Raw genomic sequence first — 22,917 nt, forward strand, 5'->3', positions numbered from 1 at the left:
ATTTGTTTGAGCTCTTTTTTATACTTGGCTTCTATTCTATTTGTGGTTTAATAATAATTACTTGTTAAGTTTACAAATAGTTAATTTAAATGCATAAAAAAAGCGAGTGCGAAAAGCTGGAAATAGCTACAAAAAAAAATCGCTTACTTGCGTAAACGATTTTTAAATATTTTTAATTTGGTAACATTAATAGTTCCACATATCAATTTCTTTGTTTCTGATATCTTCTTTTATTTTATCTGCTTCTAAAAGCTGAAATAAAGAATTACCTCTAACATAATCTGAAATAGATCTATTACCATAAATATTTTCTTCTCTTACAATTACGCCACTAAATCTTCTTGCATTTAATAAATGATCGTAAGATATTGGGTGAGATGCATTCATTGGATTAAATACTTTTGCGTCGTGTAAAACTTCTCTTGCAGATGGAAAGAACACCCAAAATAACTCGAATAAAGTTTCATCTTCTACACCTTCTACACCTATTGTTTGTACATCTTTACCCATTGGTGCTAATGCTAGTAATCTGTATTTCATTTCGCCTTGACGTTTATCAAAATACCACATACCTTTTATCATATAACCTCCAATATCTTCTGCTCCTAAATTATAAGTATCTGAAAAACCATTTTCTTCACGAACATTTACCAAACGAGATTCTATTTCATCTTGAGTAATTTTAGATGTAAAAAAAGAATCTGTATAAGCATCAGTAATTTTACCTTGTCTAATTCCTTTTACAAGTGTATCAAACAAAGATCTTCTGTCTGGAGAAATATTTGTAGTATCTATTGGAAAATAATAAGGTAAATTTATTTTCTGATTTAAATCTATAAATTCCCAAACTACTTTAGACCACATTACATCTCTATCATCTACATAACCATAAGGTATTGGCCCATCATTGTCAGAAAGCAATTGTTGCTCATTTTTTTTACCTATGTCTTCAGGATCTTTAGCATTTAGTAAACCTGCTTGCGCACTTACTAAACCTGAAGTTATAAGGGCTAAAAATAATATGAAACCTTTTTTATACATAATTTAATCTTTTATCCTAATTAGTAAGCTCTATGTTTACTGGTAATACCTTTTTAATTGGCACACCATTAGCTGTAGCTTTAATATCGTAAATATTAATTTGATCTCCTCTTTTAGCTTTTGCTAAAACTTTTTTAGCGGCTGCACTTAAAGTTGTTCCATTAACAATAATTGTTAATTGACCAGGAACTTTTATTTTAAAACTTTGAACTTTTATTGTTAAATCAAATTCAAAATCTGGTAAACCTGCTGCAATTGGTGTTCTAGACAAACCAGATTTTGGCATTCTTACTGTACCATATTGACCACGAACAGAACCCATAGCTGCTGGTATATCTTTAATTCTAAAAGTTGCTTTAGAGTTTACAGTTTTACCACTACTTAATTTTGCACTTACATTGATTGTAGCTGTGTTACCAGATCCAGGTCTTAGACTATATTTACCTCTACTACCTGTTAATCTACCACCTGCAGCAGAAACATTTAAGTTATTGTCTCCAACACCTGGTAGTGAAACAGAAATAGGGTTATCTAAACCTCTATAAACTACATTCATTTTATCTGCAGAAACTACTGCATTACTTGGTTCTGGAATTACAGAATAAGAACTCTCAAAAGGTACTTCTACAACTTCTCCATTTTGAGTAAATGCAATTTTACCTTTAATATCATGATTACCAACATTACCTGCAGGCATATCAATAATTACTTGTCCAGACTGAATGTTTTCGTAATCTTTTCCATTTAAAATTACATTATCAGGAATCATAGTAGCATCATAACGTCCTAAAACAATTTTACCTGTTACTTTTTCACCTGCGAAATATGCATTTTTATCTAATGCAACAATACCTTTATAATTATTTAACGATAATGCTTCTTCTAATTTACCACCTAATAAAGAACTAACAATATCAGCTTCTGTATTTTTAATATCAGCTTGCATTTGTGTTAAACTTGTTAAAGAAGCTACTAAAGGAAAACCTTCATATCTTGCATTTAACCATTCTACTGTGTTTCCTGTTTTACTATTTTTAACTGGTTCAGTAGAAAATCTATCTTTTATTGCTGGAGTAAATTTGCTATTTTCTCCTAAAACATTGATAACATTGGTTCTGTAACCATCAATTTTACCTAAAAACTCTTGACCTTCTGTTGTGTATCCATCACCTTCAAAAAAGTAAACGTCTAAGAACTCAGTCTTATCCATTGCTTCATAATCTTTTTTGTTCTCTATATCAGCAGTCATTTTAGACTTTAGCTCTTCTAGATACGCATAAAATTCATTTGAGTAATTCTTTATTTGATTCGCTTGTTTATTTAATTCACCAAACTTTGCTGCTTGTTCAGAAGCTTTTGTTGCTAAATTAGCGTAAGCTTCATTGTTCTTTTCTGTTGTAGAAACGTTATTTTCTGTAAGTTTTTCGTTCATTACACCAAAAGCAGATAACACCTCTTTACTCATATTCATTGCTAACATTGCAATAAATACAAGATACATAAGGTTTATCATCTTCTGTCTTGCTGATAGTTTTCCTCCTGCCATAGCTTAATTAGTTTTTTTAAAGTTATACATATAAATTAACTAATTATTTGCTAGACATTGCAGATAGCATATTACCATAAACCCCATTTAAAGAAGATAGGTTTTTTGCTAAAGAATCCATTTGATCTTTTAATTTTTGAGTATTTTCTACTACTTCTGTATTTAAAGATGCTTGTTTTGATGTATTTTCTACTTGAACTTTATATAAACTATTTAAAGATTCCATTTGCACTGCTGCTAAAGAAACTTGTTCATTGTATTTGTTAGTTGATGCTACTGTTTCTGATGCAGATGATAAACCTTCTGCAGCATTTTGAAAGTTTTTCATACTGTTACCTAAACTAGACATTAAAGATGAATCTATTTTTGCATCTTGTAATAACTTATCTAATTTTTGAGATAACATACCTTCTGTACTAACTTTCTCTTCTTTTTCTTTTTTATAAGTGTCTTCTCCTAACTCTGGGTAAACTTTAGACCAGTCAAACTCATCTTCTGGAGCATCAAAAGCTGATACAGCAAATACAGCTGCTTCTACTAATAAACCAATAGTTAACATTAAACCACCAGTTAAAGGACCAAATGATATGTGTTGTATTTTAAATAATGCTCCAATAATTACTACTGCAGCTCCCATTCCGTAAACGAAATTCATTGTCTTTTTATACCCTCTTGATTGTGCCATTTTTTGTGTGTTTGTTAATTTGATTACTATTTCTTTTTTCTAACTTTTTTTACTTATTTGTTGTTCCTATATAGTTCTGAACTGTTCTAAAGCCTATATAACTTCTTGCTGTATCTGCATATTCGTAGTCTCTAGAAGCAACTTCTAAATAATATGCAACATCTTTCCAAGAACCTCCTCTAACAATTTTTCTCTTATTCTTTCTATCCTCAACATTAGGATTCATGGTAGAAGCCATATAGTAAGAAGATAAATTATATGCAGTGTTTGTCCATTCAGAAACATTACCAGCCATATTATACAAACCATAATCATTTGCATTATATGATTCTGCTTCTACAGTATATAAAGCACCATCTACAGCGTAATTACCTCTTACAGGTTTAAAGTTTGCTAAGAAACAACCTCTATCACTTGTTGTACTTCCTGTTCCCCAAGGATATGTTGCAAATTCTAAACCACCTCTTGCAGCATATTCCCACTCAGCTTCTGTTGGTAATCTAAAATCAGGCACTAAAGTAGAACCTTTTCTCTCTCTTAAATAATCGTTTTTCTTTTTAGTTCTCCAGTTACAAAAAGCATTTGCTTGCCCCCAACTTACACCAACAACAGGATAGTCTCCATAAGATTGGTGGTAAAAATAATCTTGGTGCATAGGGTCATTGTAGGAATAATTAAAATCTCTTACCCAAACTGTTGTATCTGGATATATGTTTAACACTTCTGTTTGTACAAAATCTTTTCTGCTACCACCTTTTCTGGCTGCATTATCTCTGTCAAACCAAGAATACTGATAATTTAAAAGCTTTGTATTAAAAGTTCTAACACCATCTACAGCTTCTTCTTTGCTGATATATACAGAATCCATTACTTCTACGTAATCTACATCTGGAAAATCTTCTTTAACCCAAACTATTTCTTCATCCCAATTTAAAGGCTTAATCGTATCAAAACTCCAATAGTTTTCATTCATATATTTTTGATACGCATTAGAATCTGTAGTATCTGCAGCTTTATAAGCATAACTCTGAATACCAGAAGTACGATTATTACCATTTGGATTTGGAGTGGCTCCTAAAGAAGCAAATTCAGCTTGTTCAGCTAATTTTGTTCTTACTATAGAATCTCTTACCCAAAACACAAACTCTTTATACTCTTTGTTTGTAATTTCGGTTTCATCCATGTAATATGGCCTAACAGTAACCGTTTTTGTAGGTGTGTTTAAAGTACCTAAAATATCTTGATCTTGCTTACCCATTGTAAAAGAACCACCTGGAATTAAGGACATTCCATAAGGTTTTTCTGAAAACCATTTTTTCTTTGCCTTAACACCTACTAATTCTCCTCTATCATTAGAACCACAACTGTAAAAAACGGTTATTAAAAGTGCAAATATTGCTGCTTTTTTCATATTTTATTTTTGTCTTTACTAAAAGTTCGTAAACCTATTATTTTTTTTGCTAAAATACAATGTTGAAATTACATTTTAACGTATTCATTTTTATTAAATTCTTAAATTACATCATTTTTTGCATTGCTTTATACCATCTTTCTGGTATAATTTGCTTGGTAGCATCTATGTAATCGTTATAAGTACATGGTATTAACGCATGTCTTTTGTATTTATTATCTGATAAAATATTAATCTCAATCCACCATCTACCAGTTTTATTACTTTTATAAAACACTAAAGGATCATCGTCTTCCAAAATTACGGTAAATTTTTGATAATTCTCTTTGCCAGAAAAAGGATAATCTTTTACTCTAAAATTAACACCTTCAATAAAATACCAAATCATCTGCGCAATTAAACTCGCAGTTTGATGATTATTATCGTATTTAGAATTGTATTCATAAATACCAAATGATGAAACTTTATCGCTAATCCCTGCATACCTTGTAATAGCACAAATTTCTTCGCCATAAAAACCATTTGGAGATGCATTATTATTAGCTGGAGCATCACTTTGCCTAACTGCACCCATATCTATAGAAACAATATCTGCATTTCTAAAAGCTGGTTCTATGTTTTCTAATTCTTTGGCTTTACCTAATCTACAAGTATCAAAGAAAAGTGAATCGAATAAATCAATTTCTCCTTGAGAATTAAAATAAGTTTGATAGCCAACATTACTATAATTGAACAAATTATTAGGCTTTTGCATAATAATTTTGCTCAAATAAGATTGTGAGGTAAGTTCATCTTCTAAACTACCCATATCAAAACGACTATCTACAGCAGTAATGTTTACAGATTGCTCTAAAGCATCGTAAGCTCTATAATTTACATAGGTAAGATCTTGACCTCCACCAATAATTATAGGTATAATATCCTTTTTTAAAAGAGAGGTAATAATTTCTGAAACCGCAAAATAAGTATCAGAAACAGCTTCTCCTTTTAAAACATTACCTAAATCTGCAATTTCTGCATTCCAGTTTCCAGGAAAAAGTTCGTATAATTTTCTTCGGATGAAATGCATATTATCTCCACAACCAAAATTGTTTTCAGAATTTCGATCTTCTTCTACACCAAGAATAGCTAGTTTAACATCATCTAAGTCAGGAAAACCTTCTTGTTCTGTATAAATTTTAATTCTGTTCCCCAAACAATATGGAGAATGCAGCACTAAATGCGCTAAAGCAGTTTCTTTTACAGGGGATAAGAAGTCTTTATTCATCAATTTTTATTGAGTATGCAAGATATAAAAAATCTTATTTCTTTTTGGTTGTTTTTCTTTTTGTTACTTTTTTCTTTGCGGCTTTTTTCTTTGGTGTTTTAGCCTCAATCATTTTTACAGCCTCTTCTTTAGATAGTTTTTCGATTTCTGTGGTTTTAGGTAATTCTATCTTAATTTTACCCTTCAAAACATTAAAACGACCCCATCTTGCTTTTTCTACACGAATACCAACATCTTCCCAATTATGGATAACTTTGTCTATTTCTTTCTGTTTTTTAACTTCAATTAATTCAACAATATCGTCATCAGAAAGATTATCAAAATCGTATTTTTTATTTACATTGATAAACATTGAATTCCATTTAATAAATGGCCCAAAACGTCCTACACCTTTTTGTACTGGTAAATCTTCATAATGATAAATAGGCGCATCTGCCTTTTGTTTTGCTCTAATTAAATCTTCTGCTCTTGGTAAATCAACCTCCATTGGGTTTTCTCCTTTGTCTAAAGAAACAAACATTTTTCCAAAACGAATGTATGGTCCAAATCGTCCATTAGAAACAATAACTTCTTCGCCTTCATAAGTTCCTAAAGTTTTTGGAAGCAAGAACAATTCTAACGCTTCTTCCATTGTTATTGTACCTAAATGCTGGTCTTTATTTAAGCTAGCAAACTGCTTTTCTTCGTCTTCTGGAGCACCAATTTGAGCAATTGGCCCAAATTTACCCAAACGTACTAAAACTGTTTTTCCACTCTCTGGATGTTTTCCTAAAATACGTTCTCCTGATTCTCTTTCTGCATTTTCTTTAACATCCTCTACATTGTCGTGAAACTTGATGTAGAAACTTTTTATCATTTCTATCCAATCTTCATCACCTTCAGAAATATCATCAAAAGAATTTTCAACTTTTGCTGTAAATCCAAAATCTAAAATGTTAGAAAAATTAGCTACTAAAAAATCGTTTACAATATTACCAATATCAGTTGGCACTAATTTATTTTTATCTGAACCTGTTTTCTCTGTCAATTGCTGACTTTTCACAGTTCCATCAACCAAAATCATTTGCTCATAATTTCTTTCAACACCTTCATTCTGACCTTTTTCGATATAACCTCTTCGTTGAACAGTAGAAATTGTTGGTGCATAAGTAGATGGACGACCAATACCTAATTCTTCTAATTGTTTTACCAAAGATGCTTCAGTGAACCTGTAAGGAGGACTTGTAAAACGCTGTGTAGCATTAATAAAAGCGTAATTTAAGCTTTCACCAACTTTTAAGTTTGGTAACATTCCTGATTGCTCTTCTTCTTCGTTATCAGTTCCTTCTAAATATACTTTTAAGAAACCATCAAACTTTATCATTTCTCCATTCGCAGTAAAGATTTTCTTATTCTCAGAATTTTCAATCTTTATATTGGTTCTTTCTAACTGAGCATCACTCATTTGTGAGGCCAATGTTCTTTTCCAAATTAAATCATACAATCTAGTTTGGTCATACTCAATATCAACAGAATGCATTTTCATATTTGTAGGTCTAATAGCTTCATGGGCTTCTTGAGCTCCTTTAGCTTTCGACTTAAAAACACGTTGTTTGCTATATTCTTTTCCGTAATAATTAGTAATTTCCTCTTCTGCAGCATCTCTCGCATCAACAGATAAATTTACACTATCTGTTCTCATATAGGTTATTAAACCTGCTTCATACAAACGTTGTGCAACTTGCATTGTTCTACCTACTGCAAAACCTAACTTACGAGAAGCTTCTTGTTGTAATGTTGATGTTGTAAATGGTGCTGCTGGCGATTTTTTTGCTGGTTTTTTAGTTAAATCTGCAATAGAAAAATCAGCATTTGCACAAGATTTTAAGAAATCTTCTGCAGCTTTTTTAGAATCAAAATTCTTTGGGATAGCAGCCTTAAACTTTTTACCTTCATCATTCGTAAATTCTGCAACTACCTTATAATGTGTTTCTGCTTTAAAATCTAAAATGCTTCTTTCTCTTTCTACAATTAAACGTACAGCAACAGATTGTACTCTTCCTGCAGATAAACCTCCTTTTACTTTACGCCATAAAACTGGCGATAATTCATAACCTACAAGACGATCTAAAACTCTACGTGCTTGTTGAGCATTAACCATATCATAATCTATATCCCTAGGATTTTCTACAGCTTTTAAAATGGCTTTTTTAGTAATTTCATGAAAAACAATACGTTTTGTGTTTTCATCTTTTAAATCTAACTGTTCTTTTAAATGCCAAGCAATTGCTTCTCCTTCACGATCCTCATCACTTGCTAACCAAACAGTTTCTGCTTTTTTTGCTAAAGTTTTTAATTTTTTAACTACAGGTTTTTTATCTGTGGATATTATATACTTAGGGCTAAAATCGCCTTCTACATCTATACCCAATTCTTTGGATGGTAAGTCTGCAATATGACCATAACTCGATTCTACTTGAAAATCTTTTCCAAGAAATTTTTCGATGGTTTTTGCTTTTGCAGGTGACTCAACTATTACTAAATTCTTTGCCATTTATCTTTCTTTTATCACTAAAACGCTTTAAAAACGTAGCTTTTCTCTCTGCAAAAGTAGTCAGTTTTTTGTTAAAAAAAATTTTTTCATCACTTTTCGATAAATAATTAACAGATTTACAACAATATTTTTTCTGCCAATTTGTCATTAAAATATAAATTTGGTTGTATCTTTGCCCACCTTCAAATGTTAAATTGAGAGATGGAACAAGTAGAAAAAATTATCGACGAGAGAATACAAGGCAAAGCGCTTGTTACTGAAAATAAAAAAGAAAATTCTAAAAAATTATTCATTGAAAGCTATGGTTGTCAAATGAATATGAATGATAGCGAAATTGTTGCTGCAATCTTAGACAAGCAAGGTTACAACACTACTCAGGTTTTAGAAGAAGCAGATTTGGTTTTAGTAAACACTTGTTCTATTAGAGAAAAAGCAGAGACCACTGTACGTAAAAGATTACAGAAATATAATAGAGTAAAACAAGAATCTAACAAAACAATGAAAGTAGGCGTTTTGGGCTGTATGGCTGAGCGTTTAAAAGAAAAATTCTTAGAAGAAGAAAAAATTGTTGATTTAGTTGTTGGTCCAGATGCTTATAAAGATTTACCAAATTTATTAGAAGAAGTTAATGAGGGCAGAGATGCTGTAAACGTAATTTTATCTAAAGAAGAAACGTATGGAGACATTTCTCCTGTTCGTTTAAACTCTAATGGAGTTTCTGCATTTGTATCAATTACAAGAGGTTGTGATAATATGTGTACTTTTTGTGTAGTTCCTTTTACTCGTGGACGAGAAAGAAGTCGTGACCCTAAAAGTATTTTAGAAGAAATTCAATCTATGATTGATAAAAACTTCAAAGAAATTACGCTTTTAGGTCAAAATGTAGATAGTTTTCTTTGGTTTGGTGGTGGTTTAAAAAAAGATTTTAAGAAAGCTACAGAAATGGCACAAGCTACAGCAGTAGATTTTGCACAATTGTTAGATATGTGTGCTACCAAATTTCCTAAAACACGTTTTCGTTTTTCTACATCTAACCCTCAAGATATGAGTTTAGATGTTATTCACACTATGGCTAAACACAAAAATATTTGTAAATACATTCACTTACCAGTACAAAGTGGAAGTAATGCAATGTTAAAAGCTATGAACAGACAACATACTCGTGAAGAATATATGGAGTTGGTTGATAATATTTATAAGATAATTCCAGAAATGTCTTTATCACAAGATATGATTGTAGGTTTCTGTGGAGAAACAGAACAAGACCATAAAGATACTTTAGATTTAATGGAGTATGTAAAATATGACTTCGGATTTATGTTCGCTTATTCAGAAAGACCTGGAACTTTAGCAGGTAAAAAAATGGATGATGATGTGCCTGCGGATGTAAAAAAACGTCGTTTAACAGAAGTTATAGATTTACAACAAAAACACGCATTATACAGAACTCAAGCTCATTTAGGAAAAGTTGAGGAAGTTTTAATTGAAGGTACTTCTAAGAAAAATCCTAATGAATGGAAAGGAAGAAACACACAAAATACAGTAATCGTTTTTCCTAAAGAACATTATAAATTAGGCGATTTTGTAAATGTAAAAGTAGAAAATTGTACCTCAGCAACCTTAAAAGGAACTGCTGTTGGATATTCTGATAATAATTAAATTAGCCCCTCCTAGCCTTCCAAAAGGGAAGGAACTCCAATCTTTATGGAAAATTGGGGTATTTAGGTTGGAGTTTTAAAATTAAAAAAAACACAAGACAAAGGAATCAAAAAGACGTTCAGAATTCCTTCCCTTTTGGAAGGTTAGGATGGGCAAATTTTTCCCCTTTGGGGAAATTAAAAGGGGCTTATGGAAAACTTACAAGCATTAAAACAACGTTTTGGAATTATTGGAAACGATATTCAATTAAACAGAGCTTTAGAAAAAGCAGTTAGAGTTGCACCTACTGACATTTCTGTTTTAGTAACTGGAGAAAGTGGTGTTGGTAAAGAAAATATTCCAAAAATCATACATTCTTTATCGCACAGAAAACACGCAAAATATATTGCTGTAAACTGTGGTGCAATTCCTGAAGGAACAATTGACAGTGAATTATTTGGCCACGAAAAAGGCTCTTTTACAGGTGCTACACAAGATAGAAAAGGATATTTTGAAGTTGCTGATGGTGGAACTATTTTTTTAGATGAAGTTGGTGAATTACCCTTAACAACTCAAGTACGTTTACTGCGTGTTTTAGAAAATGGCGAATTCATAAAAGTTGGTTCATCTAAAGTATTAAAAACAAATGTTAGAATTGTAGCAGCAACCAATGTAAATATGCAATCTGCAATTCAGAAAGAAAAATTTAGAGAAGATTTATATTACAGGTTAAGCACAGTAGAAATTAACTTACCAGCTTTAAGAGAGCGAAATGAAGATATTCATTTATTATTTAGAAAATTTGCTGCTGATTTTGCTCAAAAATACAGAATGCCATCTATCAGATTAGATGAAAGTGCTGTAAATATTTTATTAAACTATCGTTTTCCTGGTAACATCCGTCAGTTAAAAAACTTGGCTGAACAAATTTCTGTTATTGAAGAAGAAAGAACAATATCTGCCATAAAACTACAACAATATTTACCTAATAACTCTGGTAATTTACCAGCAGTTGTTGGTGGTAAAAAAGAAAATGACTTTTCTACGGAACGTGATATTATGTACAAGATTTTATTTGATATGCGTAATGACATCAACGATTTAAAGAAATTGACGTTAGATTTAATGAAAAACGGCAATGTTGATGAAGTACAAGAAGAAAATCATCGTCTTTTAGAAAAAATTTACAACGATAAAGATCTAGAAGATTTAGATATCGAAGTTTTAAACATACCTCAAGACTCATCAACAGAAAAAGATTATGATTTTATTGAGACTATTGAAGAAGACGAATCTTTATCTTTACAAGACAAAGAAATAGAGATGATTAAAAAATCTTTAGAAAAAAACAACAACAAACGTAAATTGGCAGCTAAAGAATTAGGTATTTCTGAAAGAACTTTATACAGAAAAATAAAACAATATGATTTGTAAATTTCTGCAAAGAACTCTGTAAGTAACGATGAGAAAAACACTTTTAACCTTAATATTATTAACTTTAATAGAATGTAAATCATACACATTTAAAAACTTTGATATAGGAAACGCTAAAACCCTACAAATAGATTTTTTTAGAAACGAAGCAACTTTGATAGAACCACAATTAAGTAAAAAATTCACAGAGAGTCTTCAGAGTTTATTTATAAAACAAACAAAATTACAATTAACAAACACTAATGGGGATTTGTTTTTTAGTGGTGAAATTACAGATTACAACATTACACCTATAAGTGGAATATCAAATCAAACTGCAGCACAAAATAGACTAACAATGTCGGTTAATGTTAGATTTGAAAATAAATATAATAGTAATAAAAATTTTGAGAAAGTATTTTCTTTCTATTCAGATTTCGATGCAAACGCTCAACTTTCTGGAGACCTTCAAAATAATTTGATAAATCAAATCAATGAAAGAATTACTCAAGATATTTTAAACCTATCAATTGCAAATGATTTTTAAAATGAAAAAAATAATTTTATCCTTAGTTATAATTACAACACTAATTGGTTGTGGAGCTTACTCTTTTACAGGAGGTAATACAGGTGATGCAAAAACAATTCAAATTGATTTTTTTCCAAATCAAGCTCCTTTAGTAGAACCAACACTAACACAACGTTTCACTAATGAATTTCAAGATTTATTTACACGCCAAACAAATTTAACGCTAACAAACTCTAATGGAGATTTACATTTTAGTGGAGAAATTACAGGTTACAGAATTACTCCTTTAAGTGGAACATCAGATCAAACTGCTGCTCAAAATAGACTAACAGTTACAGTAAATGTTCGTTTTGAAAATAAACTAGAAGAAAAAGACGATTTCGAAAAAAACTTTTCTTTTTATTCTGATTTTGATGCAAATTCTCAGTTAACAGGTAGTATTTTAGAAAGTGCTTTAGACGAAATTTTAGAAAGAATTACTCAAGATATTTTTAATGCCTCAGTTGCAAAGTGGTAGTAAATTAGATGTTGGAATAAAAAAATAGCATTTTGAATAAAAATACATTCTTAGAGATCTTAAATGAAAACCAAAAAATTCAACAATTAGAAACTGTTGAGTTAAAATCTACTGTTGAGACATATCCATATTTTCAATCAGCAAGAGCATTATATTTAAAAGGATTAAAAAATCAGGATAGTTTTAAATACAACAAAGAATTAAAGATTACTGCTGCTTACACTACAGACAGAACTGTTTTATTTGATTTTATTACTTCTAAAAAATTCACAAATCCTAACGAAGAAATTCATCAACAAATCATTGATAAAATTTCTGATGAAACTTCTATTGAATCTACTGATGAAGAACCAGAAGTAACATCAACTAAAGAAGAGATTCCTGAAGAAATACAATTAGAAGAATTAACATCAAAAGAAACAATATCAGAAGAAACAAAGGTTGATGTAACTGAAAAGTCAATAGAAAAAAATGTTGTAGAACCTGTAAAAGAATCAGAAGAAAAACTAGAAATAGGAAAGCCAATTGCATTTAATACTTCAGAAAACCATTCTTTTAATCAATGGCTACAATTATCAACAAAAAAACCAATTGTTAGATCAGAATCATTACCTAAAAAAGTATCTAAGAAAGTTAAGATTATAGAAAAATTCATACAAAGTAACCCAAAAATTGAACCGCTTTCTAAAGACAAAAAACTAACTATAGCTGTTACTAAGAACATGCAAGACTCTTCTTTAATGACAGAGACTTTAGCTAAAGTTTATTTAGAACAAAAGAAGTATGAAAACGCAATACAAGCTTACCGAATTTTAAGTTTGAAATATCCAGAAAAAAGTGGTTTCTTTGCAGACCAAATAAAAAGAGTACAAATTTTACAAAAACATAAATAAATGAGTTATACAGCATTTTTAATCGTAATTTTAATTGTAGCAGTAGCTTTAATTTTAATAGTAATGGTTCAAAATCCTAAAGGTGGAGGGTTATCTTCTTCTTTTGGTGGTGGAGGCGCACAATCTTTAGGAGGTGTACAAAACACAAATAACTTTTTAGACAGAACTACATGGACATTAGCAATTGCTATGTTTGTTCTTATCTTATTATCTAACGTTGCAATTCCAAGAGCTAATTCTAACGACATGAATTTAGACAATACTTTAGATGGTATAGAAACTACAGTTCCTGCAGAAAATAATGCACCAGCAACAAATGATAGTATTAACTAACTATCAATTATAAAATATTTAAATGCCAACGTAAATGACACGTTGGCATTTTTTTTTGCATAAATTCTAAGGATAAAATCAATCAAAGTAAAATTGTCAGTTTTATTCTGATGGCATAATTTCTGACTCTTCTTTAAGAGTTAATAATAATTTAATTAATTAAAAATTTATATACAATGAGTTTAAACATTAAACCTTTAGCAGACAGAGTTCTTGTAGAACCTGCTCCAGCAGAAACAAAAACAGCTTCTGGATTAATAATTCCAGATAATGCAAAAGAGAAACCACAAAAAGGAACTGTGGTTGCAGTTGGTAATGGTAAAGTTGATGAGCCTTTAACTGTAAAAGTTGGAGACACAGTTTTATATGGTAAATATGGTGGAACTGATTTAAAATTAGAAGGTAAAGATTATTTAATGATGCGTGAATCTGATATTCTAGCAATTATATAAATAGAGCTATTTGCTTTTGGCTTTTCGCCTTTAGCAAAATCAAAATATAAATATAAATATAAATATAAAATTTATAGTAATTATTTTTAGCTAAAAGCGAATTTGCAAATAGCTAAAAGCAAAATTTAAAGAAAATGGCAAAAGATATAAAATTTGATATTGAAGCAAGAGATGGCTTAAAACGCGGAGTTGATGCGTTAGCAAATGCAGTAAAAGTAACTTTAGGACCAAAAGGAAGAAATGTAATTATTTCTAAATCTTTTGGAGCGCCAACTGTTACCAAAGATGGTGTTTCTGTTGCAAAAGAAGTAGAATTAGAAAACGAGCTAGAAAACATGGGAGCTCAAATGGTAAAAGAAGTAGCGTCTAAAACCAATGATTTAGCTGGTGATGGAACTACAACTGCTACTGTTTTAGCACAAGCAATTGTAAAAGAAGGTTTAAAAAACGTTGCTGCAGGTGCAAACCCTATGGATTTAAAACGTGGAATTGATAAAGCTGTAGAAGCAATTGTTGCAGATTTAGAAAAACAAACTCAAAAAGTTGGTAATTCTTCTGATAAAATTCAACAAGTAGCATCTATTTCTGCAAATAACGACTCAGTTATTGGAGATTTAATTGCAACTGCTTTTGATAAAGTTGGTAAAGAAGGTGTAATTACTGTAGAAGAAGCAAAAGGTACAGATACTTATGTAGATGTTGTAGAAGGTATGCAGTTTGATAGAGGTTATTTATCTCCTTATTTTGTTACTGATGCAGATAAAATGATTGCAGATTTAGAAAATCCTTATGTATTATTGTTTGATAAAAAGATTTCTAACTTACAAGAAATTCTTCCAATATTAGAACCAGTTTCTCAATCTGGAAGACCTTTATTAATTATTGCAGAAGATGTAGATGGACAAGCTTTAGCTACTTTAGTAGTTAATAAATTACGTGGCGGATTAAAAATTGCTGCTGTAAAAGCTCCTGGTTTTGGAGACAGAAGAAAAGCAATGTTAGAAGATATCGCTATTTTAACTGGTGGAACTGTGATTTCTGAAGAAAGAGGATTTTCTCTAGAAAATGCAACTTTAGATTTATTAGGTACTGCAGAAGGTATTACTATTGATAAAGACAATACAACAATTGTAAATGGTTCTGGTGATGTAGAAGCAATCAAAGCAAGAGTAAATCAAATTAAAGCTCAGATAGAAACCACTACTTCTGATTACGATAAAGAAAAGCTACAAGAACGTTTAGCTAAATTAGCTGGTGGTGTTGCAGTTTTATATGTTGGTGCTGCTTCTGAAGTAGAAATGAAAGAAAAGAAAGACAGAGTAGATGATGCTTTACACGCAACAAGAGCTGCTGTAGAAGAAGGCATTGTTGCTGGTGGTGGTGTTGCTTTAGTTAGAGCTAAAAAAGTTTTAGAATCTTTAGCTACAGATAACTTAGACGAAACTACAGGTGTGCAAATTGTAAACAAAGCAATTGAATCTCCATTAAGAACAATTGTAGAAAATGCTGGAGGAGAAGGTTCTGTAGTAATCAACAAAGTTTTAGAAGGTAAAAAAGACTTTGGTTATGATGCTAAAACTGAAACTTATGTAGATATGTTAGAAGCTGGTATTATTGATCCTAAAAAAGTAACTAGAGTTGCATTAGAAAATGCTGCTTCTGTTGCTGGTATGATTTTAACTACTGAATGTGCTTTAGTTGATATTAAAGAAGATGCACCTGCAGGTGGTGGAATGCCTCCAATGGGTGGTGGAATGCCAGGAATGATGTAATAGTAAATTGTTACAGATAATTTATTTTCACTTTATGTGAAACGTAAAAAATCCGATAGAAAATTCTATCGGATTTTTTTATTGACAAACATTTTTCAAATATTTAAAATCTGAAAGAAAGTTATTAATTCGTTTTTTTCTTCTTTTTCAACTCTCCATTATGTTCTTTCACAATTTCATCTTCTCTGTATTTACAGCAAGGATGCACAGAATTGTATGCTTCTGTTGCAGCTACTAATTTTTTATCTTCTTCTAGAAGGATATCATGCCCAACAGCTAAAATATTTTTTTGCACAGTTGCAACATCAGATTTTCGCTCGTCCATAATTAGGTTTAATTGATGTGTTTCTACACTCCAAACTGCGAACTTTACTCCCTTTGTTTTTAAAGCAGCTGTTTCAATTCTATTTTTACACATTCCACAAATACCATCAACTTTAAAAGAAGTTTTTGCATTTTTATTCTTTTTTACTTCTTGAGACTGAACAGAAAACCCAATCAAAAACAAACTAAATACTAAAATTATTTTTTTCATTTTTATTATATTTTAAATTATTGTTATTATTTATTAATTACTTAATTTTAAATCTTAATCCTACATAAATCGATCTTCCAAAAATAGGTGCATACACAATTGTAGTATCAAAATTTGCTCCAAAAGGATCATCACTAGCTAAAATAGGATTATTTTGTTGAACATTTGTAAGGTTTTCACCTCCAAAATAGACTTCAAATTTACTGTTGAAAACCTTTGTAATTTGAGCATTTAACAATTGATAAGGTTCTGAATTTACTGGTAATTGATATTGCTCTGGATTAGAACTTGTATTTGGCAAACGCTGTGTCCCAATATTATTAAAAGTAATATCAAACCTCCATTGTGCATCTTTTTCTGTCAATTCAGTTTCATAAGAAAGGTTTGCAAAAAAACGATCTTTTGGCTGAATTGGTTTTTGCAAATTACCAGATTTATAATCAGAAGAAATGTCAAAATATTTGTACGCAGTTCGTAAATTAAAATTAGGTGCCAAATTATAATTTACTTCTAACTGAAAACTGTTTGCAATACTTTTACCTTCTAAATTATAAAATGAAATTTCTTGAGGATTTTCCCAATCAACAATAATTTGGTTATCAAATTTTGTTTGATAAAAATCGAAAGTAACATCTCCTTTTTTATCAAAAAGATTGAATTTCTGCAAATAAGAAACCCCATAATTCCATGCAATTTCAGGATTTAATCCGTAGATTTCTCCACCAACATCATCAATATTAATCTGTCTTGAACTCGCAAATAACTGTTGATTTTCAGCAAAAATATTCGCACTTCTTTTTCCTCTACCTACAGAAGCTCTAAACACTCCTTTTTCCCAAGTTACATAACGCAAATGCAATCTTGGTGTAATAAAAGTACCTAATAAATTATGTGTATCTACTCGTAAACCAGCAGTTAAACTAAAATCTTCTAAATTATCGAATGCGTATTCGAAAAAAGCACCAACAGAAGTTTCACTTCTTTCATAATCTGTAAAATCAACTAATTCATCGTAGTCATCATGCGTAAAACTAATTCCGGTTTTAAAATTATTTCTAGTATCACCTATAATTGATTTAAAAATAATATTAGAATAAATACTTTGGTGCTGTATATCATATGTCTTTAAACCAAAATAAGAATCTTGTTGATGATTACTATAAGCTACCTGAAAACTTACACTTTGAAAAGGTAATTCTGGAAAAACATAACCTAACTTTGCTGATGTTTCAAAACGTTTTGTATCAATTTCACTACCCCAAGCATTTGTTGTGCCTTTATCTAAGTCTGGATTAAATTTGATTTCACCAGTCTGTTTTTCATCATTTAAAAAACGAATATTTATAAAGCTTACCCAACCTTTTTCTGCATCTGTAAATTGCCAACGATTCATTACATTTATTTGATTAGACAATGGCATATCTAAAAAATTGTCGTTGTTTTTATCAAATTTCTCCCCTCTATAATTTCCATGAACATACAAACCTGTATGCCATTTATCAGAAACTTTTTTATTAAAATGCGTATTTAATTCTAACCTTCCGTTTAAAGATGAATACGCATTAAAGAAAAATTTATTATCAAACATAGGTTTTACCAATTCTGCGTTTATTTGTCCAGAAATACTTTCAAAACCATTAACAACAGAACCTGCACCTTTTGTAATTTGTATACTTTCTACCCAAGTTCCTGGTGTAAATGTTAACCCAAAAACCTGACTAGCACCTCTTACAGAAGGTATATTTTCTTGGGTAATTAACAAATACGGACTTGTTAAACCTAACATTTGTATTTGTTTTGTACCTGTTAAAGCATCAGAAAAACTTAAATCTATAGACGGATTTGTTTCAAAACTTTCAGCTAAATTACAGCAAGCTGCTTTTAACAATTCAGCAGAATTAACGGTAAACATATTTGTGGTTGATAAAAAAGATTTCTGAACAGCATTTCTTTTGCTCTTAATTGTAATCTCTTCTAAATCACTTTCTGCAGTTAAAAAATGATGAATTGGTTCTAAACCTTTAATTGTAATTGTATCTGTTTTATAACCCAAATAACTAATTACTAACCTAGTATACTCTTTTTTATAATCAATTGTAAACCAACCTTTACTATTGGTTATTGAACTAACATTTGTATTAAGCCAATGTACTGTGGCACCTTCTACACCCAAATTATCTTTCGGATTATTCTTATCCATAATCATCCCTTTGTAAGTAGTTTGAGAATAGATGAGAAAAGGCACAAATAGCAGTAAACTATTTATAATATTTTTTTTCATTATTGTGTTTTTATTGATTTGATGTAAAAATTTATCCTAAAAAAAAGACATAAATTTTATTAATTTCTGTAATTACAGAAACAACAATTATAAAGAGTAAGTAACCTTAAAAACGGTTAAACAACTCTTATCAATAAAATCAAATTAAAAAAGTTTGGTGCAATAACTGAAAATCTTTTGGGAGGTCTGGAGGAGAAAAATCTTGATAAAAAATGTTTTTAGATTCATTTTTTATCAATAATTCTTTGAAAGAAATAACATAAGCAGTTAAAAACTTTTGGTTTTCAAAAGTTATTTTTTCTGTTTTCTGAGTTTGCAATTCGTCTTGACCTTCTACTTTATGAACCTCATCTTTGCAACAGCTTTTCATTTTGGTTTCGGAAATCGCATTCATCTCCATTCCACAAGCTTCAGTGTCACCTGTAAAGGAAACATCAACTAAAAAATCTCCACAATAATGTTTTTCTACAGTAAAAGAAAACGTAGAAAATAGCACAAAAAATGCTAAAGTAATGGATGCTATTTTAGTAAATTGTTTTTTCATTTCTGAATTGCAAATTTACAATAAGTAAATTAAAAATTTTGTTAAACTAATTTAAGAAATGAAATAAAAAGTAGAAATATTAAATAATGAAATTTTTGATTTATTTTTGCAGACAATTTTATAATATTATGAACGTACCATTTTTAAAACAAGAAATCGACAAAATAATTACATCTGCTTCAACTATTGAAAAAAAACTGCAAACTATTTGCAATTTTTTAGAAGGTGAAGTCTCCTATTATGATTGGGTGGGTTTTTATTTTAAAAACGGAAACAAAGAAGAACTTAAATTAGCACAATATACAGGCGAAGAAACTGAACACACAATTATACCTTTTGGTAAAGGGATTTGTGGACAAGTTGCTGTTAGTAACGAAAATTTTGTTGTGCAAGATGTTTCTGAGCAAGGCAATTATATTTCTTGTGGTTGGAAAGTAAAATCTGAAATTGTAATTCCTATTTTTGTAAAGGGAGAAAATATAGGTCAAATTGATATAGATTCTCATACTGCAAATACATTTTCTGCAAAAGATGAGGAGCTTTTAGAGTATGTTTGTGAAAAATTATCAAAGATTCTTTAATTTCTTTGATTTTTATTTAGTTTTTACTTAAATTTGATGAATATAATTCAAATTCGTAACAATCAAACTATTAAAATGAGAAATCAAGACACTACCGCTACTTTTTCTTCACAAAATTCATCAACAAATTATGCTTCAAAAACACAATCTTTAATTTATCAATTTAGAGATTGGATAAGAGAATTTTTAGATAATGCCGAGTAAATTTTCTACTTTAATAAATTGTTAATTACTACCCTATTTTGTTACTATCTTTTATTGTGTTTTCTTTAAGGTTTGTTTAGCTTTGCGTGCTTAACAATACAACTAAAAATGAGCACTTCAAAAACGATTAAATCTGCATTAATTTCTGTATTTCACAAAGATGGTTTAGCACCAATTGTACAAAAATTAAACGAATTAGGAGTAACAATTTATTCTACTGGTGGTACAGAAAATTTTATTAAAGAACTAGGCATAGATGTAGTTCCTGTAGAAGATGTTACCTCTTACCCTTCTATTTTAGGAGGAAGAGTAAAAACTTTACATCCAAAAGTTTTTGGAGGAATCTTAAACAGACAAGATCATGAAGGTGATGTTGCAGAAATGCAAGAATATAAAATTCCACAATTAGATTTGGTAATTGTAGATTTATATCCTTTTGAAAAAACAGTTGCTTCTGGAGCTCCAGAACAAGATATTGTAGAAAAAATTGATATTGGTGGTATTTCTTTAATTAGAGCATCAGCAAAAAACTTTAAAGACACATTTACAGTTTCTTCTATGGAACAGTATGATGAGTTTTTATCTATTATATCAGAAAATAATGGTGAAACTTCTTTAGAACAAAGAAAAAAGTTTGCTGCAAAATCTTTTAATATTTCTTCTCATTACGATACTGCAATTTTCAACTATTTTAATGAAGATGAAGTAGTTTTTAAAGCAAGTGAAACCTCTTCTAAAACTTTAAGATATGGTGAAAACCCACATCAAAAAGGATATTTCTTTGGAGATTTAGAAGCAATGTTCGACAAATTACATGGTAAAGAATTGAGTTACAACAATTTGTTAGATGTAGATGCTGCTGTAAATTTAATGAATGAATTTGTAGACGAAGATCCTACTTTTGCAGTTTTAAAACACAATAATGCTTGTGGTTTTGCACAAAGAAACACAATTAAACAAGCTTATGTAGATGCTTTAGCTGGTGATCCTGTTTCTGCTTTTGGTGGTGTTTTAATCGCTAATAAAGAAATAGATGCAGAAACTGCAACCGAAATTCATAAATTATTTTGTGAAGTTGTAATTGCACCTAGTTATTCTGATGAAGCTTTAGCAACTTTAAAAGGTAAGAAAAATAGAGTTATTTTAATTCAGAAAACTACAAAATTACCTGCTCAGAATGTTAGAACAGCTTTAAACGGGTTATTAGTACAAGATAAAGATTCTAAAACTGATACTTTAGAAGATTTAACTTATGTTACCAATACAAAACCAAGTGAAAGCGAAATAAAAGATTTATTATTTGCTTCTAAAATTTGTAAGCACACTAAATCGAATACGATTGTATTTACTAAAAACAATCAATTATTAGCAAGTGGAACAGGACAAACAAGTAGAGTTGATGCTTTAAGACAAGCAATAGAAAAAGCGACTAGTTTTGGTTTCGATTTAAAAGGAGCAGTTATGGCAAGTGATGCATTTTTCCCTTTTCCTGATTGTGTAGAAATTGCAGATAAAGCAGGAATTACAAGCGTAATTCAACCAGGTGGTTCTATAAAAGATCAATTAAGTATAGATTATTGTAATGCCAACAACATATCTATGGTAATGACTGGAACTAGACATTTTAAACATTAAGAAATTAACAGTTTTACAGATTAATTTTATTAAATTTGTAAGATTACACACTTAAAAATAAGAAAAATATTTTATGGGTTTTTTTGATTTTATGACAGAAGATATTGCGATTGATTTAGGAACCGCAAATACTTTAATAATTCATAATGGAAAAGTTGTTATAGACAGCCCTTCTATTGTTGCACGAAATAGAAACACTGGCAAAATTATTGCAATTGGTCAAGAAGCTAATTTAATGCAGGGAAAAACCCATGAAAATATTAAAACAATTCGTCCTTTAAAAGACGGAGTTATTGCAGATTTCCAAGCATCAGAAGAAATGATTAAGGAATTTGTAAAGCAGATACCTTCTATCAAGAAAAAAATATTTCCACCAGCTTTAAGAATGGTAATCTGTATACCTTCTGGGATTACAGAAGTAGAAAAACGTGCTGTACGTGATTCTGCTAAACATATGAATGCCAAAGAAATTTATTTAATTTACGAACCAATGGCTGCTGCAATTGGTGTTGGTATTGATATTATGGAGCCTAAAGGAAATATGATTATTGATATAGGTGGTGGTACAACAGAAATCGCTGTTATTGCTTTGGGTGGTATTGTTTGCGACCAATCTGTAAAAGTTGCTGGAGATTTATTTACTAGTGATATTATGTACTACATGCGTACACAACATAACTTACACGTTGGTGAAACTACTGCAGAAAAAGTGAAAATAACTATTGGGGCTGCTACAGAAGATTTAGAAACTCCACCAGATGAAATGCTAGTTCAGGGTAGAGATCTATTAAGTGGAAAACCTAAACAAGTAAAAGTTTCTTTTAGAGAAATAGCAAAAGCACTAGACAAATCTATTTTAAGAATAGAAGATGCTGTAATGGAAACCTTATCTAAAACTCCACCAGAATTAGCTGCGGATATTTATAACACAGGTATTTATTTAGCAGGTGGTGGTTCTATGCTTAGAGGTTTAGACAAACGTTTATCTCGTAAAACAGATTTACCTGTTTATGTTACAGAAGATCCTTTAAGAGCTGTAGTTCGTGGAACTGGTATTGCTTTAAAAGAACTTAGTAAATATAAGAACGTATTAATGAATTAGCATTT

General features: G+C 30.2%; 21 protein-coding genes. 12 read left to right on the forward strand and 9 right to left on the reverse strand.

Translation table 11 applies throughout. The features are described 5' to 3' along the window. Nucleotides 1-186: 186 nt before the first annotated feature. From gldN to topA, 6 genes are all read right to left on the reverse strand, one after another. Nucleotides 187-1,041 carry a gliding motility protein GldN gene (gene gldN / locus KO506_RS05170; protein ID WP_215993833.1) on the reverse strand — a complete coding sequence of 285 codons (855 nt, stop codon included), beginning with the start codon at nucleotides 1,039-1,041 and terminating at the stop codon, nucleotides 187-189. Between the two features lie 16 nt (nucleotides 1,042-1,057). Continuing rightward, the gene (gene gldM, locus KO506_RS05175; RefSeq protein ID WP_215993834.1) at nucleotides 1,058-2,587 is read right to left on the reverse strand and encodes a gliding motility protein GldM; all 1,530 of its coding nucleotides are present in this window, start codon (nucleotides 2,585-2,587) and stop codon (nucleotides 1,058-1,060) included. Between the two features lie 43 nt (nucleotides 2,588-2,630). After that, nucleotides 2,631-3,272: a gliding motility protein GldL gene (gldL, locus tag KO506_RS05180; protein WP_215993835.1), complete on the reverse strand. Its 642-nt coding sequence runs from the start codon at nucleotides 3,270-3,272 to the stop codon at nucleotides 2,631-2,633. Between the two features lie 49 nt (nucleotides 3,273-3,321). Further along, entirely contained in the window at nucleotides 3,322-4,683 is a 1,362-nt protein-coding gene (gene gldK / locus KO506_RS05185; protein WP_215993836.1) for a gliding motility lipoprotein GldK, read from the reverse strand. Between the two features lie 106 nt (nucleotides 4,684-4,789). Then, nucleotides 4,790-5,950: a formimidoylglutamase gene (locus KO506_RS05190; protein ID WP_215993837.1), complete on the reverse strand. Its 1,161-nt coding sequence runs from the start codon at nucleotides 5,948-5,950 to the stop codon at nucleotides 4,790-4,792. A gap of 34 nt (nucleotides 5,951-5,984) precedes the next feature. Then, nucleotides 5,985-8,483, reverse strand: a complete 2,499-nt coding sequence (topA, locus tag KO506_RS05195) for a type I DNA topoisomerase (protein ID WP_215993838.1) — start codon at nucleotides 8,481-8,483, stop codon at nucleotides 5,985-5,987. Nucleotides 8,484-8,684: 201 nt separating this feature from the next. Between topA and miaB the strand changes: the two genes are divergently transcribed. The 8 genes from miaB (at nucleotide 8,685) to groL (ending at nucleotide 16,030) form a co-directional block, all read left to right on the forward strand. After that, the gene (gene miaB, locus KO506_RS05200) at nucleotides 8,685-10,142 is read left to right on the forward strand and encodes a tRNA (N6-isopentenyl adenosine(37)-C2)-methylthiotransferase MiaB (protein ID WP_215993839.1); all 1,458 of its coding nucleotides are present in this window, start codon (nucleotides 8,685-8,687) and stop codon (nucleotides 10,140-10,142) included. 189 nt (nucleotides 10,143-10,331) lie between these two features. Further along, nucleotides 10,332-11,555, forward strand: coding sequence for a sigma-54 interaction domain-containing protein (locus KO506_RS05205; protein WP_215993840.1), 1,224 nt, complete (start codon nucleotides 10,332-10,334; stop codon nucleotides 11,553-11,555). Between the two features lie 28 nt (nucleotides 11,556-11,583). After that, entirely contained in the window at nucleotides 11,584-12,081 is a 498-nt protein-coding gene (locus tag KO506_RS05210) for an LptE family protein (protein ID WP_215993841.1), read from the forward strand. A 1-nt stretch (nucleotide 12,082) separates the two neighbouring features. After that, on the forward strand, nucleotides 12,083-12,580 hold the full coding sequence (locus KO506_RS05215) for an LptE family protein (RefSeq protein WP_215993842.1): 498 nt from the start codon (nucleotides 12,083-12,085) through the stop codon (nucleotides 12,578-12,580). Nucleotides 12,581-12,612: 32 nt separating this feature from the next. Further along, nucleotides 12,613-13,473 carry a hypothetical protein gene (locus KO506_RS05220; RefSeq protein ID WP_215993843.1) on the forward strand — a complete coding sequence of 287 codons (861 nt, stop codon included), beginning with the start codon at nucleotides 12,613-12,615 and terminating at the stop codon, nucleotides 13,471-13,473. Next, nucleotides 13,474-13,806 carry a preprotein translocase subunit SecG gene (secG, locus tag KO506_RS05225; protein ID WP_068362851.1) on the forward strand — a complete coding sequence of 111 codons (333 nt, stop codon included), beginning with the start codon at nucleotides 13,474-13,476 and terminating at the stop codon, nucleotides 13,804-13,806. It begins immediately after the preceding gene. A gap of 176 nt (nucleotides 13,807-13,982) precedes the next feature. After that, nucleotides 13,983-14,258: a co-chaperone GroES gene (locus tag KO506_RS05230; protein WP_068362848.1), complete on the forward strand. Its 276-nt coding sequence runs from the start codon at nucleotides 13,983-13,985 to the stop codon at nucleotides 14,256-14,258. Between the two features lie 134 nt (nucleotides 14,259-14,392). Further along, entirely contained in the window at nucleotides 14,393-16,030 is a 1,638-nt protein-coding gene (gene groL, locus KO506_RS05235; protein WP_068362846.1) for a chaperonin GroEL, read from the forward strand. Between the two features lie 124 nt (nucleotides 16,031-16,154). Here groL and KO506_RS05240 read toward each other — a convergent pair whose 3' ends face one another. The 3 genes from KO506_RS05240 to KO506_RS05250 form a co-directional block, all read right to left on the reverse strand. Then, on the reverse strand, nucleotides 16,155-16,565 hold the full coding sequence (locus KO506_RS05240) for a heavy-metal-associated domain-containing protein (RefSeq protein WP_215993844.1): 411 nt from the start codon (nucleotides 16,563-16,565) through the stop codon (nucleotides 16,155-16,157). A gap of 37 nt (nucleotides 16,566-16,602) precedes the next feature. Further along, complete coding sequence (locus KO506_RS05245; protein WP_215993845.1) at nucleotides 16,603-18,846, reverse strand: TonB-dependent receptor; 2,244 nt, start codon at nucleotides 18,844-18,846, stop codon at nucleotides 16,603-16,605. Nucleotides 18,847-18,985: 139 nt separating this feature from the next. Next, nucleotides 18,986-19,390 (reverse strand): HYC_CC_PP family protein, encoded by a 405-nt coding sequence (locus KO506_RS05250; protein ID WP_215993846.1) that lies wholly within the window; start codon nucleotides 19,388-19,390, stop codon nucleotides 18,986-18,988. 128 nt (nucleotides 19,391-19,518) lie between these two features. On the opposite strand from KO506_RS05250, the gene KO506_RS05255 reads away from it, so the two are divergent. From KO506_RS05255 to KO506_RS05270, 4 genes are all read left to right on the forward strand, one after another. After that, nucleotides 19,519-19,971, forward strand: a complete 453-nt coding sequence (locus KO506_RS05255; protein ID WP_215993847.1) for a GAF domain-containing protein — start codon at nucleotides 19,519-19,521, stop codon at nucleotides 19,969-19,971. A gap of 36 nt (nucleotides 19,972-20,007) precedes the next feature. Beyond that, on the forward strand, nucleotides 20,008-20,175 hold the full coding sequence (locus tag KO506_RS05260) for a hypothetical protein (RefSeq protein WP_215993848.1): 168 nt from the start codon (nucleotides 20,008-20,010) through the stop codon (nucleotides 20,173-20,175). Nucleotides 20,176-20,283: 108 nt separating this feature from the next. After that, on the forward strand, nucleotides 20,284-21,810 hold the full coding sequence (purH, locus tag KO506_RS05265; protein WP_215993849.1) for a bifunctional phosphoribosylaminoimidazolecarboxamide formyltransferase/IMP cyclohydrolase: 1,527 nt from the start codon (nucleotides 20,284-20,286) through the stop codon (nucleotides 21,808-21,810). A 73-nt stretch (nucleotides 21,811-21,883) separates the two neighbouring features. After that, on the forward strand, nucleotides 21,884-22,912 hold the full coding sequence (locus KO506_RS05270) for a rod shape-determining protein (RefSeq protein WP_215993850.1): 1,029 nt from the start codon (nucleotides 21,884-21,886) through the stop codon (nucleotides 22,910-22,912). Nucleotides 22,913-22,917: the final 5 nt, after the last annotated feature.

The organism is Polaribacter vadi, assembly GCF_018861005.1.
Lineage (GTDB): Bacteria > Bacteroidota > Bacteroidia > Flavobacteriales > Flavobacteriaceae > Polaribacter > Polaribacter vadi_A.

Excerpts from the sequence above, each read along its gene's own strand:
- gldM (WP_215993834.1), bottom strand. The coding sequence starts at position 2,587 with ATGGCAGGAGGAAAACTATCAGCAAGACAGAAGATGATAAACCTTATG.
- miaB (WP_215993839.1), top strand. The coding sequence starts at position 8,685 with ATGGAACAAGTAGAAAAAATTATCGACGAGAGAATACAAGGCAAAGCG.
- KO506_RS05255 (WP_215993847.1), top strand. The coding sequence starts at position 19,519 with ATGAACGTACCATTTTTAAAACAAGAAATCGACAAAATAATTACATCT.
- gldL (WP_215993835.1), bottom strand. The coding sequence starts at position 3,272 with ATGGCACAATCAAGAGGGTATAAAAAGACAATGAATTTCGTTTACGGA.
- groL (WP_068362846.1), top strand. The coding sequence starts at position 14,393 with ATGGCAAAAGATATAAAATTTGATATTGAAGCAAGAGATGGCTTAAAA.
- KO506_RS05260 (WP_215993848.1), top strand. The coding sequence starts at position 20,008 with ATGAATATAATTCAAATTCGTAACAATCAAACTATTAAAATGAGAAAT.
- KO506_RS05190 (WP_215993837.1), bottom strand. The coding sequence starts at position 5,950 with ATGAATAAAGACTTCTTATCCCCTGTAAAAGAAACTGCTTTAGCGCAT.
- purH (WP_215993849.1), top strand. The coding sequence starts at position 20,284 with ATGAGCACTTCAAAAACGATTAAATCTGCATTAATTTCTGTATTTCAC.
- KO506_RS05205 (WP_215993840.1), top strand. The coding sequence starts at position 10,332 with ATGGAAAACTTACAAGCATTAAAACAACGTTTTGGAATTATTGGAAAC.
- topA (WP_215993838.1), bottom strand. The coding sequence starts at position 8,483 with ATGGCAAAGAATTTAGTAATAGTTGAGTCACCTGCAAAAGCAAAAACC.
- KO506_RS05230 (WP_068362848.1), top strand. The coding sequence starts at position 13,983 with ATGAGTTTAAACATTAAACCTTTAGCAGACAGAGTTCTTGTAGAACCT.
- KO506_RS05270 (WP_215993850.1), top strand. The coding sequence starts at position 21,884 with ATGGGTTTTTTTGATTTTATGACAGAAGATATTGCGATTGATTTAGGA.
- gldK (WP_215993836.1), bottom strand. The coding sequence starts at position 4,683 with ATGAAAAAAGCAGCAATATTTGCACTTTTAATAACCGTTTTTTACAGT.
- KO506_RS05250 (WP_215993846.1), bottom strand. The coding sequence starts at position 19,390 with ATGAAAAAACAATTTACTAAAATAGCATCCATTACTTTAGCATTTTTT.
- KO506_RS05210 (WP_215993841.1), top strand. The coding sequence starts at position 11,584 with ATGAGAAAAACACTTTTAACCTTAATATTATTAACTTTAATAGAATGT.
- gldN (WP_215993833.1), bottom strand. The coding sequence starts at position 1,041 with ATGTATAAAAAAGGTTTCATATTATTTTTAGCCCTTATAACTTCAGGT.
- KO506_RS05245 (WP_215993845.1), bottom strand. The coding sequence starts at position 18,846 with ATGAAAAAAAATATTATAAATAGTTTACTGCTATTTGTGCCTTTTCTC.
- secG (WP_068362851.1), top strand. The coding sequence starts at position 13,474 with ATGAGTTATACAGCATTTTTAATCGTAATTTTAATTGTAGCAGTAGCT.
- KO506_RS05215 (WP_215993842.1), top strand. The coding sequence starts at position 12,083 with ATGAAAAAAATAATTTTATCCTTAGTTATAATTACAACACTAATTGGT.
- KO506_RS05240 (WP_215993844.1), bottom strand. The coding sequence starts at position 16,565 with ATGAAAAAAATAATTTTAGTATTTAGTTTGTTTTTGATTGGGTTTTCT.